Genomic DNA, 14,385 nt, shown 5'->3' on the forward strand with positions numbered 1-14,385 from the left:
ATGGGAGGTGCACCTACTGCCATTTCGGGGCGGAGGACCGCTAGACCACCCGCAGCGTGATGACCGACCCTTCCGGTGCCATCGATCCGCCGCTGGGATCCTGTGACTGGACGATGCCAAGGAGGCCGCCCAGCAGCTCGCTGATCTGGACCTGGAAGCCCAGACCCTCCAGCTGCGCCCGAGCCTCGTCGGGGGACCGGCGCACGACGTTCGGCACCGACACCATGACGGGACCCTTCGAGATGGTCAGCTCCACGGCCGAACCGCGCTGCACCTGGCCGGCGGCCGGTGTCTGGGCGGCCACTGCTCCGTCGGGTGCCTCGCGGCTGTTTACCTGCTCGGGAAGGACTTCCGCCGTCAGCCCGGACTCTTCAAGAATCTTCACTGCTTCCGCCTCCGACTTTCCCACGACGGAGGGCACTTCCACGGGGGCGGGCCCCAGCGACACCTCCAGGTTCACGGCGGCATCCCGCCGCAGCTGCGTGTCCGGCGCCGGGAACTGGCTGATGACCTTGCCGGCATCGACGGTTTCGCTGTATTCCTCGGTCACCGCGCCGACGACGAGGCCGGCATCCGTAATGTTCTCCGACGCCGACTCCGCGGTCCGCTGCACCACGTTGGGGACATCAAACAGCTCGGGCCCCATGCTGATCAGCAGGGTCACCGGCTGATAGCGCCGGATTTCGGCCGGGGCGTCGGGATCCGTTCCCACAGCCAGCCCGGCGGCGACCATTTCGTCGTGGACTTCGTTTGTGGAGTACTGCAGCCCCTCACCGCTGAGCAGGGCGCCGGCCGCCTCCTGCGAGACGTTCGCGACATCAGGAACGGTGACGACGGCGCCCGGCCCGCGGCCGAAGAACCAGCCGGTAAACAGCGCACCGGTGATGAGCAGCACGGCGAGCACGATCAACAGCGCGCCGCGCCGCCGCGGCCGTCCGCGCCGCAGGGAGATTTTCGGGCGGTGCGCGTCCCGGCTGGACTGCCGCTCGAAGGCCTTCGCCTCCCGGCGGGCCTGCCGCCGTTCGGTGCGGGTTCCCGGGGCCGGATGCTCCGGAGCGTTGGCGCTGTCGTCGTCGGCGGTCTCGCCTGCCGGATAACCGCCGGAACTATCGGGAGGCAGGTGCGGGCCTCCGGGACCTCGCCCGCCGGCAGGAAACACCGAGGTCGCGTTGTCGGACCGGCGGATGACCTCGGTGGGATAGGCCCCGGCCCCCGTCGCAGCGGCTGCGCCCGCGGTCGAGATGACTTCGGTGGCACCGGCCGGGGGCCGCGGAAGGGCGGTCGTGGTGTCGGCCTGCGGGGCTTCGGTGACACCGGATGCGGAGGGAAACTGCTCTCCGGCGGGGTCGGCACAGCGGAAATCCAGCTGTTCATCGGTGAGGGACGTCCGAATGTGGCGCAGCTCGCCCAGCAGCGCCTTGCCGTCCACGGGACGGTTGTCAGGGTCAGGCGCAGTGCACCACTGCACCAGCTCATCCAGATCGGGGGCCAGGCCGGGGCAGGCGTCGGACGGCGCCGGCACGGTGGAGTGCACATGCTGAAAGGCGATCTGGATGGGCGCCGTGCCGGTGAAAGGCTGGCGGCCGGTCAGCATTTCATACAGCATGATGCCGGCGGAATACACGTCGCTGCGCTCATCGGCACCGGCGCCGGTGACCAGCTCGGGCGCCAGATAGGCAACGGTTCCCACCAGCGTGCCGGTGTTGGTGCTGGTGGACACCGCACGGGCCAGGCCGAAGTCGGCAATCTTGATGCTGCCGCTGTCGGCCAGCAACACATTCTCGGGTTTGACGTCCCGGTGAATCAGTCCGGCGTTGTGGGCTGCGGCCAGGCCGTCGACGACGGCGTCCAGCAGCGCCAGGGCGAGCCGCGGAGTCAGGCGGGTCCGGGATTCCAGCAGTTCACGCAGCGTTTTGCCCGGAACATACTCCATCACCAGATACGCCAGGTTGTTTTCGGCGAGCCCCTGGTCCAAGACTCCGACGACGTGCGGATGGGACAGCCGGGCGGCGGACTTGGCCTCCCGCTCGAAGCGGTCGAGGAAGCCGCGGTCGGCAGCCAGGTGGGGGTAGAGGACCTTGAGGGCGACGTCCCGGTCCAGGCGCAGGTCAGTGGCCAGATAGACCGTGGACATACCGCCGCGGGCAATACGGGAGAGCACCCGGTAGCGCTCGTCCACCACGGTGCCTACTATGGGGTCATTTCCTCTGGGGTCAGTTCCGGAATCATGCACCCTACGATCCTACGTGCGCGAAAGGGCAGGGACCGGATCGACACCCGATCCGGGCCCTGCCCTCCTGCGTCAAGCAGCTGCGCGTCCTAGGAGAAGGACTCGCGGTGCGCCAGCACCGAGGCCACATAGCCGCGGGTGTCCTCGAACATGCCATGGGTCGTCACTGAGTACTGGCCCTGGTAGTAGGAGGCAACGGCGTTTTCCAAGCTGTCGCTGGTCTGCATGAGCGAGCTGATGATCGCAACTCCGGCGGTGGCGTTGTCATAGGGATCCAGCAGGTTCAGCTGGCGTCCCACGAGGTCCGATGCCCAATCTCCGGAACTGGGGATGACCTGCATGGCGCCGATGGCGTTGGCGGGGGAGACTGCCCGCTGGTCAAAGCCGGACTCCTGGAAGGAGAAGGCCATCGCCAGGGCCGGGTCGACACCCATCTGCGCCGCCGTCTGGGCCACGATCTGCTGCATCTCGGCCTGCCCGGGCACTGCCGCGCCGTTCAACGCCTGCTTGTTGACGTTGGCGTCGGCGACCACGTCGTCCGGGTACGTGTAGTGCAGGAAGGTGTTGGGAACCAGGTCCGCGGGGGCGGCTTCGGCCGGAGCCGCGGCAAGGGTGGTGACGCCTGCGCCGCCGGAAAGGACGACGACGTCGCCCGGGAACAGGACGGTGCTCTCATCCATGCCGTTGGCCGACATGAGCGCGGCCACGCTGACGCCGTGGCGGGCGGCGATCCCGGTCAGGGTGTCACCGGCCTCGACGGTGTGGTTCGCTGCGGCTGCAGATGCCGGAGCTGCGGCGGAGGCCGAACCGCCGGACAGGGCGATTTCCTGGCCGGGCATGATCACTGACGTCATGGTCAGGCCATTCACCGCCAGGACGCTCTCCAGGCCGACTCCGTTCGAGGAGGCAATCCCGCTCAGCGTGTCGCCTGCTTCCACGGTGTAAGTGCCGGCAGCTGCGCCGGACGTCGAAGACGCTGCTGACGAGCCGCCGGCAGGCAGGCGCAGTTCCTCGCCGGCGAAGATCAGCGAACTGCTCTGCAGGTTGTTCACCCGAAGTACTTCATCCAGCGACACGCCGTAGCGCACGGCAATGGAACTGGCGGTATCGCCGGCCTCAATGCGGTGAGTGGCGGGCACGCTGGATTCCGTCGCAATGGTAAACGGAATCTGGGCGGCCAGCTGCGAGGGCGCCGCAACGTTCGCGGTTCCGGCGGTCAGGTTCTTGATGGCCTGGAGCGGAACCTGCGGGGAAAGCGCAGCGTTCGGGCCAACGGGAGCTGCCTGAGCCGGTTCGGCAAGCACGAGTGCTGACATCATGACGGCGGGAATGGCCGCGGTGGTAACGGCAACACTGAGTTTGCGGGGCATTCCCCTGAAGCTGGAACGCGGGGAATTGCTTCCCTGAATCGACTGAGCAGTCATAAAGGGTTGTTTCCTCATCTGTAGACGGCGCGGCCTTTACCGCAACTCGTTTTAAACCAGTGGCAATAATGGTGCGGGTGTGACAGAAGTGATTTCTGTAACGTAAGCGAATTTACACTACCGCGGGTCTCCGGCCTACCTGAGTAGACACTGCGTCTCGATTTCCATTGAGTAACGAGTGAGGGAAGTGGCTCCGAACGGGGTTCTCATGGGAACCTAGGAAGGTGACTGAACTTGAGGAACTTGTTTCCGACTGGCTGACCCTGCCCGATGTGGCTGAAAAACTAAACGTTTCCATTACCAAGGTGCACAGCATGCTCGAAGAGCGTGCGCTGGTGGCCGTACGGCTGGGGGAGCGCAAAATCCGCAGCATCCCGGCCGCCTTTATCGCCGACGGCGCTGTCCTGGACAGCTTGAAAGGCACCATTTCCGTGCTGATCGATGCCGGCTACAACGACCGCGAAATGATTCGCTGGCTCTTTACCGCGGATGACTCGCTGCCCGGACGTCCGGTGGATGCCCTGCGCGAGGGGCGGAAGACCGAAATTCGCCGCCGCGCCCAGGCCCTGGGCTGGTAGCGCACAAACACGGATAGATAGTAAGACATTGAAATATAAAGCAGGACGCAAATAACACAGCAGCGGCTCCCAATGGGAGCCGCTGCTGTTGTATTACTGCGCCGCTTGTATTACTGCTGTTTTGCTTCGCCGTTGTATTACCTGCTGCCTATTGTTGCCTCGCCGGCGCAGGGACGTACCGTCAGGCCGAGCGGGTGACTGCGGCGTGGGCCAGGGAGGTCAGGGCAGCCCGGGCCACGTCGTCGACCGGCATCTGCTCCAGTGCGTCAAAGGCGGCGCGGGTGTGTCCCTCTATGAGGGTTTCCGTTGCCGCCAGCGCCCCGGAGTCCTCGATCAGGGCGCGCAGCGCGGCTACGCCGTCGTCGTCCAGATCGGTCCGACCGAGCGCGGAGCCGATCACGTCGCGGGCGGAGGGTCCGCCCAGTGCCAGCGCGTAGGCGATCAGCACCGTGCGCTTGCCTTCGCGCAGGTCATCGCCGGCGGGCTTTCCGGTCTGCGCCGGATCGCCGAAAACGCCCAGGACGTCGTCGCGCAGCTGGAATGCCTCTCCGAGCGGCAGCGCAAACCGGGAGTACCAGTCGAGCAGCTCCTCTGAAGCTCCGGCCAGGGCTCCGCCCAGGGTCAGCGGGTGCTCAGTGGTGTACTTCGCTGACTTGAAACGCAGGATGTTCCGGGCCCGGACGACGGCCCGCTCGGGCTCGTGCGTGGGTCCCACCACCTCTTCGAGGATGTCCAGGTACTGCCCGGCCATGACCTCGGTGCGCATGCGGTTGAAGATCCGCCGGGCCGGTGTGCCGTGCGCGGCCTGGGCGCCGACTGCTGAAAACATTTCCTCGCTCAGGGACAGGCACAGGTCGCCGGCGAGGATGGCGGCTGACGAACCGAAGTGGGTGCCGTCCAAGTGCCAGGCGGCCTCAGTGTGCGCGGTGCTGAACCGACGGTGGACGCTGGGCCCGCCGCGGCGGGTGTCGGAGCGGTCAATGATGTCGTCATGGATCAGGGCAGCGCTCTGGAACAGTTCCAGTGCGACGCCCGCCCGGACCGCTGGTCCGCCCAGCTCGGCCCCGCCGGCGCCGCGCCAGCCCCAGTAATTCAGCAGTGCCCGCAGCCGCTTTCCGCCCTGAGCCAGGGAGGAGACGGCGTCGAGCAGCGGAAGCGCCTCCATTGAAACCTCTTGGAGCACTGCCTGCTGCTCGGTGAGGAAGGCGTCCAGCTCGCTGCCGAGAAGCTTCCGGTACTCCGCCTGTTCACGAACTGCCACCTCGGGGGCAGGAAGGACATTCCCCATGCCGGCCTACTTGGCTGACTCTGGGAGCAGATTAATGCTGGCCGTATAGGTGAAGCTGCCGTCGCGGGGAACAACTGTCACGTTGGCCAGGTCGTCACCACCGGCGCGCACGAACTGCCGGAGCGTGGCGGTTCCCTCGTTTTTGGCGTCATTGGGCGTGAAGCCCTGCGCCTCGAATTCCCCGGCGTAGTAGGCCAGGATTTCCTCGGTGGAAGCGCTGGTTGTGGCCGTCAGCGAGGCGGTGAACAGTTCGGGGGTTTCCTCGAAGCTGGTGGAGACCGGAGTGGACTTCGGCATCACCGAAATGACGTCAGTGGGAAATCCTTCAGCGATGGCGGAGTTTGTGGATTTTTCAGTCGGCGTGGCCGAGCTGCTGGGGAAGGCAGAACCGCTGGGCGACGCCGAGCCGGAGGCGGACGCCGAGCCGGACGCGGACGCCGTACCGGAGGGGGAGGCAGAGGCGGACGGCGAAGCCGACGGAGACGCGCTCGACGCCGGCGTTTCAGCCGTACCGGAATTCGTCGATTCGGTGTCCTGGGTGCAGCCGGAGGCAACCAATAACAGGGCAGCGGCGGTAAGGGCAATCAGGGGCTTATTCATTGGTGTCCGCTTCTGGTGGGGGTCAGGATCTGGTCCCCAGTCTAGGCGAAACGAAAACGTCGGACCCGTTGTCTACCATGAAGGGGTGAGCAATGGCCCCAGCGAAAACCGCGACTGCACCATCATGCACGTGGACATGGATGCCTTCTACGTTTCGGTGGAATTGCTGAAACGACCCGAGCTGACGGGCCGCCCGATCATCGTGGGCGGCCTCGGGGGCAGATCGGTGGTCCTGTCGGCCTCCTACGAGGCACGGCGCTACGGCGTCCATTCCGCGATGCCGATGTCCGTCGCCTACCGGCAGTGTCCGCAGGCGGTCATTCTGGAGCCGCACCAGGAGGACTATCGGGAGGTATCGGGGCGGCTCATGGCGATCTTCGAGTCCATCACGCCGCTGGTGGAGCCCCTCAGCGTTGACGAAGCTTTTCTGGACATCGCCGGTGCCATGCGGCTGCTGGGGCCGCCCCGGGTCATCGGCGAGCTGATCCGCAGCCGGGTGGCTGCGGAGCTCGGCATCACGGCCAGCGTGGGCATCGCCGCCACTAAGTTCGTGGCAAAGATTGCGTCCACCCGGTCCAAACCGGACGGCCTGCTGCTGATTCCGCGCAGCGAAACCGTCGCGTATCTCCATACCCTGGACGTTTCGGCCCTGTGGGGAGTGGGGGCCAAGACGAGGGAAACCCTTGCCCGGGTGGGCATTTCAACGGTTGAAGACGTGGCACGCACTCCGGTCAGTGTCCTCAAGCGCCTGCTGGGCGCCACCGGTGAGCACGTTTACGAACTGGCCTGGGGGCGCGACCCGCGGAGCGTCACTCCGGTGCGGCGGGAAAAGAGCATCGGCGCAGAGGAGACATTCGCCCGGGACGTGTCCGACGACGAGACCCTGCACACGGAGCTGCTGCGCCTGGCGCACAAAACTGCTGCCCGGCTCCGGGCCGCAGGGTTGCAGTGCCGCGCGGTGTCGCTGAAGCTGCGCTACGCGGACTTTTCCACACTCACCCGGACCCGCACGCTTCGCGAGCCGGTGGACAGCGCCCAGCTCATCTACGAGGAAACGCGGGCGCTGCTCGCCGCGCTGGGACCCCGGCGGATGAGCGTCCGGCTGATCGGGCTCCGCACGGAGCGGCTGGAGGCGGCGGAGGGCGCGGCGGTCCAGTTGACCCTTGACGGCCGCGACGACAACTGGCGGTCGGCCGAAGACGCCCTGGACAAGATCAACGCCCGGTTCGGCGAGCTCGGCGTCATGCCGGCCCGTCTGCTGGACCCCACCCGCAGGGGCCGGCCGGGCCGCACTCCGGGACCGGCTGTTCCGCCGCCTGCGGGCGCAGACTAAGCCCTAGGCGGAATGGATCCCCGCTGTGCCTCCCACCGCTTTCCCCCGACCAGAATGCCACCTATCCTAAGACGTAAGCACAACACGCGTTCTGCCCGGGTTGTCGGTCTGGCGGTGCCCCGATTTCCCGGGGCGTCTCCGCAGCCAGCCGGGGTGTCGGGAGCGGGAACCGTCCCGGTACCGGGATCGTTGGTTGGGTTACAGAGAATTTCGGACCGCAAGGAGGCAGTAATGGCACTCTCGGAACACGAGCAGCGCTTGCTGGACCAGTTGGAGCAGCAATTACACGCCGAGGACCCCAAATTCGCAAATTCGATGGCGACTCCGGCCGGCGCCGGTATTTCGACCCGGCGGATAGTGATCGGATCCCTGGTCGCAGTGGCGGGCATCGCGCTGCTCCTCCGAGGGGTTTCATTGGAAATGCCGATCAGCCTCATCCTGGGAATTCTCGGCTTCCTGGTGATGGGATCGGGCGTGTACTACGCGACGACGCGCGGCAGGCGCGGCGCGCAGGCGAATTCGCCGGCACGCAAGAAGGAACGCGAGGCCACGTCATCGAAGAATTTCATGAGCAATCTGGAAAATAAATGGGATGAGCGAAAGCGGGACCAGTAACCTCCGGAGGCCCGCACCACCTTCCTCCACCGGTCATCCACGATTCGAAAAAGACCCGCTGCGGCGGGTCTTTTTGGGTTTAAGAGCCGAGGCCAACAACGCCCCGCGACGGCTTTTTGCGCTCCGAGCCCTCCACCTGCCCTTCTCCGCGCCGATCCGCGGAAGAAAAGGCGCGGCGCGCCGCAGTTCGGCTGCCCAATCGTTGACTGTGGAGTGAAGTGGAGTAAAGTGGAGGCTATAAGAGTGTAGGGGCAGCGCAGGAGGAACTTCTTCCAATCAGACAGGTGGTGACTGATGTTCCTCGGAACACATTCACCGCGCCTGGACGAGAAGGGGCGGCTCATTCTGCCGGCAAAGTTCCGCGAGGAGCTGGCTGAGGGACTGGTGCTCACAAGAGGCCAGGAGCGCTGCATTTACGTTTTCAGTTCGAAAGAATTCGAGCGGGTCCACGAACAGATGCGGGAAGCTCCGCTCTCCTCGCGTCAGGCACGGGACTACATTCGGGTTTTTCTCTCGGGAGCATCCGATGAAGTCCCGGACAAGCAGGGCCGGATCACCATTCCGCCGGCGCTGCGGGCCTACGCCGGACTCGGCCGTGAACTGGCAGTGATTGGTGCCGGGACCAGGGCTGAAATCTGGGATGCATCAGCATGGCAGACCTACCTCGAAGAGCAGGAAACGGCGTTCTCGGAAACCGACGAGGAAACCATGCCGGGCATTTTCTAGGCCGGCACTTCCGACCAGCAGTACCCGCACCACCCCCACGAATATCCACCAAACAAACAGAGACCGGACCGCAGCGGTTTCTTGCATGAGATCTCCAGCCGCCCCGCAAGGCCGGCACCTGACTCACTTCCCCGGAGCCAGGCGCCGGCAGCGTGAGGCGCGGATGGGGGTCTGATATAAGAACTACGCCGCCGTCCCAGGACGCGGAAGGACAGCAGATGAGCGAAGAACGCCCTACCGAAGAACGGCATGTTCCGGTGCTGCGTGACCGCTGCATTAATCTGCTGGCACCGGCCATCGAAAAAGCAGTGGCCGAGCGCGGCTCAGCCGTCGTCGTCGATGCCACGCTGGGCATGGGCGGGCACACCGAGGCCATGCTGGCCCGGTTCCCGCAGCTGCACGTGATCGGCATCGACCGCGACCGCCAGGCCCTGGCCCTGGCCGGCGAACGGCTGGCACCTTTCGAGGACCGCATCGACCTGGTGCATGCCATCTACGACGAGATCGCCGACGTCGTCGCCGACTTGGGCTTCGACGGCATCGACGGCGCACTCTTCGATCTGGGCGTCTCCTCGCTGCAGCTCGATGAGCGGGACCGCGGATTCGCCTACTCCTATGACGCACCGTTGGACATGCGGATGGACACGAGCCGCGGACGCACCGCGGCCGACATTGTTAACACGTACGGTGAAGCGGACCTCGTCCGCATCATCCGCAAATGGGGCGAGGAGAAGTTCGCCGGCCGCATTGCCTCCGCCATCGTGGCCACCCGGACTGCCAAGCCGTTCACCACCACCGGTGAATTGGTGGACGCGATCCGCACAGTGGTGCCGGCCGGGGCCGCCCGCACCGGGGGACACCCCGCCAAGCGGACCTTCCAGGCGCTGCGGATTGAAGTCAATGAGGAACTCGACGTTCTGGAGCGCGCGATTCCGGCCTCCCTGTCCGTCCTGAACCTCGGCGGCAGAGTAGTTGTCATGTCCTACCACTCGCTGGAGGACAAGATCGTCAAGGGCGTCTTTGCGGCGGGGGCAAGCTCCTCCGCTCCCAAGGGCTTCCCGGTGGAACTTGAACAGCACAAGGCCCAGCTGCTGCGGCTGACCAAGGGAACCGAAGTTCCCACCGACGAAGAAATTGCCGAGAATCCGCGTGCCGCCTCCGCAAAGCTGCGGGCCGTTGAACGGATCCGCATCCCGACCGACAGGGCAGGATCATGACGCAGGTACAGACACGGCCGCACACGGCCGCCGGTGCCGCCCGCCGGGCAACCCACGGCAATACGGTCCGGGCCCTGGACTGGAATCCGGGAACACTGCCGCCGGCATCCCCGGCATCCCCGGCATCCCCGGCATCCCCGGCATCCCCGGCATCCCCGGCGCCCCGCCGCCGGACCCCGCTCTCCGTGGTGCCCGCTTCCAAGCGGCGCCGCCGCGCTCCGCTCGTCGTCTTCTGCTTTATCGCCCTGATCCTGGGTCTGGGCGCTGTCCTGCTGCTCAACATCTCGGTTTCCAGCGGCCAGTACCGCCTGGTCGAACTGCATACCGAGCGGACCGAGCTGGCCCAGCGCAACGAAGCCCTGACCCAGCAGTTGGAAAACCACGAAGCGCCGCAGGTCCTGGCCGCGGCGGCCGCGGATCTGGGCATGGTTGCCGCCTCGACCTTCGGGAGCATTGACCTGCAGACCCTTGCCGTCACGGGTAATCCCGTTCCGGCAGAGGAAGGCACTCCGCCGCCGGTCCTGATCAGTGCCCCCAACGTGCTGACCCAGCCGATAGCCCCGGCCGGAGTGGAACCTGCTCCGGCCGCCGACGAATCAGTCCGGGCAGCCGAGGCGAGGGAAGCCGAGGCCGCCGACGAAGCAGCCGCCGTGCCGGCGGCACCCGGTGAAGCTGCCGGCGCAGAACCGGCTCCGGCCGAACAGGAAGCAGATCTGAACGGCGGAACCATTCCGGCTCCGGTCCAGAGAAGCGGATACTAATTTTTACTGAGCAGTGACGAGGATACGTTGTGGCAAAAGAGCGGGGTTCCGGAAGGGACAACCACAGGGTTGCCATCGTTACCGGCAGGCTGCGGACCGGCCTGATCCTGGCACTGGTGCTGTTGACAGTGCTGGGGGTGCGGCTTTTCCAAGTGCAGGCGGTGGATCCCGAGGGCATGGCCGAGGCGGCCGTGGAAAAGCGGCTGACCACGCAGACCATCCCGCCGCTGCGCGGCAGCATCCTTGACTCCGAGGGCAAGTATCTCGCCCGCAGTGTTGAGCGGTTCGACCTGGTCGTGGACCAGACGTTGTCCCACGACTACACCGAAGAGCAGGAGTACCCCCGCCGCAACGCGGAGGGACTGCTGGAGGACATCAGCTTCGACCAGGCCTTCGAGGAACTCTCCGCCATCCTCGGGCAGGATCCGGACACGCTCCGCAATGCGGTGCTGGGGGACAACTCCTTCAACTTCGTCGCCAAGACCGTCACCCCGGAGATCAAGGACAAGGTCCTGGCCGTCAAGTTCCCCGGCATCTACGCCGACCGGACGACGCTGCGCACCTATCCTTCCGGAGCGGTGGCCGGCTCCATTGTGGGGTTCCTGGGAACCGACGGACCGCAGGAAGGCCTGGAACTCACCCAAGACGACATCCTGGCCGGCGAGGCCGGCAGCAAGACCTACGAAATCGGCGGAGACGGCATCCGGATTCCCTATGCCACCAACGAGGACTCTCCGGTGGTGGACGGTGAGTCGGTCAAACTCAGCATCGACCAGGACCTGCAGTGGTTTGCCCAGCAAACCATTGCCAGCCAGGTGGAGGATTACAACGCCGAGTGGGGCAACGTGGTGGTTGTCGAGGTTGAGACCGGCCGCATCATCACCATGGCCGAATCGACCACCGTGGACCCGAACAATCCGGGCCTGACCCCGGCGGAATCCCGGCAGCCGCTGTCCGTGACGGTTCCCTTCGAACCCGGTTCCACCACCAAGGTCATCACCATGGCAGCGGCCCTGGAAGAGGGCATCATTGACCCGCTGACCGAGTTTGAAATTCCGTCCACCTACACGGTGGAGGGCCAGACCTTCAAGGACGCCTTCGATCACGGCACGGTGCACATGACGGCCGCGGGCATCCTGACGAAGTCGATGAATACGGGCACCGTCATGATCGGCCAGCAGCTGACGCGGCAGGAGCGCTACGACTGGCTTCGCAAGTTCGGCTTCGGCGAACCGCTGAACGTGGGCCTCAACGGCGAAACAGTGGGCATCCTGGCCGAACCCGACGAATGGGACACCCGCCAGCAGTACACGGTGCTTTTCGGCCAGGGCCTGGCCCAGACAGCGCTGCACACCGCGATGGTCTACCAGACCATCGGCAACGACGGCGTACGGCTGGCGCCAAGCCTGATTGACAGCTACGTGGCGGCCGACGGCACTGAGACTCCGGCCGAGGAGGGGAAATCCACCCGTGTGGTCTCGGAGGAGACGGCCAGTGAAGTCCAGCACATGCTCGAGACCGTTACGGCCGAAGGATCGGGTGCCGGCGGGAAATTGGAGCAGTACCGAGTCGGTTCCAAGACCGGTACGGCCGAGGCGCCGGCGAATGGGGGCTATGACGGCTACACACTCTCCTATGCTGGTATTGCACCCATGGACGATCCCAAGTACGTGGTGGTGGTGACGCTGCAGCGCCCCGAGGGGTCACTGCAGGTCCTGGATCCGGGGAAGACCTTCAAGAAGGTCATGGAACAGGCGTTGACCTCTCAAAACGTGCCGCCGTCCGACTCGGAACCGGAGCTGTACCCCGTGGAGTACTGACTCCGTTATCCCAGGCACCGGCCCGCGCCGGCGCCTGACCACCGCAAGTACCGGGCCTCCCCTTGCCGAGTACCACGTCAATTTTCTGGAGTAATGCAGTGCCTACAAGTGATCAGCGCAATCCGCCCCAGCCGGGAAGCGGAATGCGGCCATCCGCGCAAGATCCCGTCTCCCTCCGGGCGGCAGCCGACGCCCTGGCCGCCAACGGGCTGCCGGGGATCGCACCTGCCCGGGACACCGACGATGACCGCGGCATTCTGCTGACCGGCCTCACCATCAGCTCCCTCGAGGTCCGGCCGGGAGACCTGTACGTGGCGCTGCCCGGCGCCCGCCACCACGGTGCCCGCTTCGCCGCTGCCGCTGCTGCCGCCGGGGCCGCCGCCGTGCTGACCGACCCCGACGGCGCCGCGCAGCTGCAGTCGCTGCCGGTCCCCGTCTTCGTCACGGCCGATCCCCGGCGCATTGTGGGACCGCTCGCCGCAGCCGTCTTCCGCAGCCAGCCCCGGGACGCCGGCACGCCCACCCTGTTCGGCGTCACGGGCACCAACGGCAAAACCACCACCACCTACTTCATCAATTCGCTGCTCGGAGCCCTGGGCAAGACCACCGGGCTCATCGGCACCATTGAAATCCTCGCCGGGGGAGAACCCATCGCGAGCACACTCACGACTCCCGAGTCGCCCCAGGTTCACGGGCTGCTGGCCCTGATGCGGGAAAAGGGCCTGGACGCCGCGGCCATGGAAGTGTCCTCGCACGCCATCTCCTATCGGCGCGTGGACGGCGTGGTCTTCGACGTCGCCGGCTTCACGAACCTCACCCAGGACCACCTGGACCTCCACGGCTCCATGGAAGAGTACTTCGCGGCCAAGGCAGCCCTCTTCACGCCCGAGCGCGCCAAGCGCGCCGTCATCACCGTTGACGATGAATGGGGTGCGCGCATGGCCGCCGCCTCCCCGGTCCCGGTCTGGACGCTGACCACGCGCGACGGCGGCCCCGGGTCGGACTGGCGGGTCACCGACGTCGTCCGCGCCGGGCTGGGCCACCGCTTCGTGCTGCGCGGCCCTGCCGGAGCCGTCCTGCGGGCCGGCACCGGGCTGCCCGGCACCTTCAACGTCTCCAACGCGGCGCTGGCGGCCCTCATGGTCCTGGCCTCGGGCGTCGACGCGGCTGAGCTGCAGGACGCCCTGGACCGCAGCGACCCCTTCACCGTCGAAGTTCCGGGCCGGATGCAGCTGGTCGGCGAGGCGCCCGCAGCAATCGTGGACTTTGCCCACAACCCCGACGCGCTGGCCCGGACCCTGGAATCCGTGCGCCGGGAAGCTCCCGCCGCCGGTGACGCAGCAGGCAGCGACGACGCCGCTCCCGCCGCGGAACCGAAACCGCGCGTGATCATCGTTTTTGGTGCCACCGGTGAGCGCGACCAGACCAAGCGCCCCCTGATGGGGGCCATCGCAGCCCGGCTCGCCGACGTGGTGATCGTCACCGACGATGATCCCCACGACGAGGACGAAGCGGCCATCCGCGCCGACGTTCTCGGCGGAGCGCAGGCCGCCCGCGAGCAGGAAGCCCTGCCCTGCGAGATCCTTGAGGTGGCACCGCGTGCAGCGGCCATAGACCGTGCCGTGGCACTGGCGCGCCCGCAGGACACAGTGCTTGTCGCGGGCCGGGGACACGAGATTTTCCAAGAGGTTAAAGGAGTGAATGTGGCCCTCGACGACCGCGTTGAACTGAGGCAGGCTTTGACAAGGTACGGATTCCCTGTGCTGTCCGGCGACGGGGTAGAGTCCTAGATC

General features: G+C 66.2%; 12 protein-coding genes. 8 read left to right on the top strand and 4 right to left on the bottom strand.

Going from position 1 to position 14,385, the window contains the following annotated elements; genetic code table 11:
• Positions 1–40 precede the first annotated feature (40 nt).
• Together QNO08_RS06245 and QNO08_RS06250 are read right to left on the bottom strand one after the other, a co-directional pair.
• Complete coding sequence (locus tag QNO08_RS06245) at positions 41–2,182, bottom strand: Stk1 family PASTA domain-containing Ser/Thr kinase (protein ID WP_349774906.1); 2,142 nt, start codon at positions 2,180–2,182, stop codon at positions 41–43.
• A gap of 137 nt (positions 2,183–2,319) precedes the next feature.
• Complete coding sequence (locus QNO08_RS06250) at positions 2,320–3,600, bottom strand: LysM peptidoglycan-binding domain-containing protein (RefSeq protein ID WP_229966988.1); 1,281 nt, start codon at positions 3,598–3,600, stop codon at positions 2,320–2,322.
• Positions 3,601–3,878: 278 nt separating this feature from the next.
• Between QNO08_RS06250 and QNO08_RS06255 the strand changes: the two genes are divergently transcribed.
• Positions 3,879–4,232 carry an Rv2175c family DNA-binding protein gene (locus tag QNO08_RS06255; RefSeq protein WP_229966987.1) on the top strand — a complete coding sequence of 118 codons (354 nt, stop codon included), beginning with the start codon at positions 3,879–3,881 and terminating at the stop codon, positions 4,230–4,232.
• Positions 4,233–4,413: 181 nt separating this feature from the next.
• On the opposite strand, the gene QNO08_RS06260 is transcribed toward QNO08_RS06255, so the two are convergent.
• Positions 4,414–5,520 carry a polyprenyl synthetase family protein gene (locus QNO08_RS06260; RefSeq protein WP_229966986.1) on the bottom strand — a complete coding sequence of 369 codons (1,107 nt, stop codon included), beginning with the start codon at positions 5,518–5,520 and terminating at the stop codon, positions 4,414–4,416.
• A gap of 6 nt (positions 5,521–5,526) precedes the next feature.
• A complete protein-coding gene (locus QNO08_RS06265; RefSeq protein WP_229966985.1) occupies positions 5,527–5,817 on the bottom strand; it encodes a hypothetical protein in 291 nt (96 codons plus the stop codon).
• A gap of 388 nt (positions 5,818–6,205) precedes the next feature.
• Here QNO08_RS06265 and dinB point away from each other — a divergent pair, with 388 nt between their 5' ends.
• From dinB to QNO08_RS06300, 7 genes are all read left to right on the top strand, one after another.
• The gene (dinB, locus tag QNO08_RS06270; RefSeq protein WP_284015988.1) at positions 6,206–7,453 is read left to right on the top strand and encodes a DNA polymerase IV; all 1,248 of its coding nucleotides are present in this window, start codon (positions 6,206–6,208) and stop codon (positions 7,451–7,453) included.
• A gap of 231 nt (positions 7,454–7,684) precedes the next feature.
• Positions 7,685–8,068 (top strand): SCO2097 family morphological protein, encoded by a 384-nt coding sequence (locus QNO08_RS06275; RefSeq protein ID WP_229966984.1) that lies wholly within the window; start codon positions 7,685–7,687, stop codon positions 8,066–8,068.
• A 294-nt stretch (positions 8,069–8,362) separates the two neighbouring features.
• Positions 8,363–8,794 (top strand): division/cell wall cluster transcriptional repressor MraZ, encoded by a 432-nt coding sequence (gene mraZ / locus QNO08_RS06280; RefSeq protein ID WP_229966983.1) that lies wholly within the window; start codon positions 8,363–8,365, stop codon positions 8,792–8,794.
• Between the two features lie 218 nt (positions 8,795–9,012).
• The gene (rsmH, locus tag QNO08_RS06285; protein WP_229966982.1) at positions 9,013–10,011 is read left to right on the top strand and encodes a 16S rRNA (cytosine(1402)-N(4))-methyltransferase RsmH; all 999 of its coding nucleotides are present in this window, start codon (positions 9,013–9,015) and stop codon (positions 10,009–10,011) included.
• Complete coding sequence (ftsL, locus tag QNO08_RS06290) at positions 10,008–10,772, top strand: cell division protein FtsL (protein WP_229966981.1); 765 nt, start codon at positions 10,008–10,010, stop codon at positions 10,770–10,772. The genes rsmH and ftsL overlap by 4 nt, the downstream gene beginning before the upstream one ends.
• A gap of 29 nt (positions 10,773–10,801) precedes the next feature.
• Positions 10,802–12,592 carry a peptidoglycan D,D-transpeptidase FtsI family protein gene (locus QNO08_RS06295; protein ID WP_229966980.1) on the top strand — a complete coding sequence of 597 codons (1,791 nt, stop codon included), beginning with the start codon at positions 10,802–10,804 and terminating at the stop codon, positions 12,590–12,592.
• 143 nt (positions 12,593–12,735) lie between these two features.
• Complete coding sequence (locus QNO08_RS06300) at positions 12,736–14,382, top strand: UDP-N-acetylmuramoyl-L-alanyl-D-glutamate--2,6-diaminopimelate ligase (protein ID WP_229966979.1); 1,647 nt, start codon at positions 12,736–12,738, stop codon at positions 14,380–14,382.
• The last annotated feature ends 3 nt before the right edge of the window (positions 14,383–14,385 follow it).

Origin of the sequence: Arthrobacter sp. zg-Y820 (genome assembly GCF_030142155.1) — a bacterium.
Classification (GTDB): Bacteria; Actinomycetota; Actinomycetes; order Actinomycetales; family Micrococcaceae; genus Arthrobacter_B.

Excerpts from the sequence above, each read along its gene's own strand:
- ftsL (WP_229966981.1), top strand. The coding sequence starts at position 10,008 with ATGACGCAGGTACAGACACGGCCGCACACGGCCGCCGGTGCCGCCCGC.
- QNO08_RS06275 (WP_229966984.1), top strand. The coding sequence starts at position 7,685 with ATGGCACTCTCGGAACACGAGCAGCGCTTGCTGGACCAGTTGGAGCAG.
- QNO08_RS06265 (WP_229966985.1), bottom strand. The coding sequence starts at position 5,817 with ATGCCGAAGTCCACTCCGGTCTCCACCAGCTTCGAGGAAACCCCCGAA.
- QNO08_RS06300 (WP_229966979.1), top strand. The coding sequence starts at position 12,736 with ATGCGGCCATCCGCGCAAGATCCCGTCTCCCTCCGGGCGGCAGCCGAC.
- QNO08_RS06260 (WP_229966986.1), bottom strand. The coding sequence starts at position 5,520 with ATGGGGAATGTCCTTCCTGCCCCCGAGGTGGCAGTTCGTGAACAGGCG.
- QNO08_RS06250 (WP_229966988.1), bottom strand. The coding sequence starts at position 3,600 with ATGCCCCGCAAACTCAGTGTTGCCGTTACCACCGCGGCCATTCCCGCC.
- mraZ (WP_229966983.1), top strand. The coding sequence starts at position 8,363 with ATGTTCCTCGGAACACATTCACCGCGCCTGGACGAGAAGGGGCGGCTC.
- rsmH (WP_229966982.1), top strand. The coding sequence starts at position 9,013 with ATGAGCGAAGAACGCCCTACCGAAGAACGGCATGTTCCGGTGCTGCGT.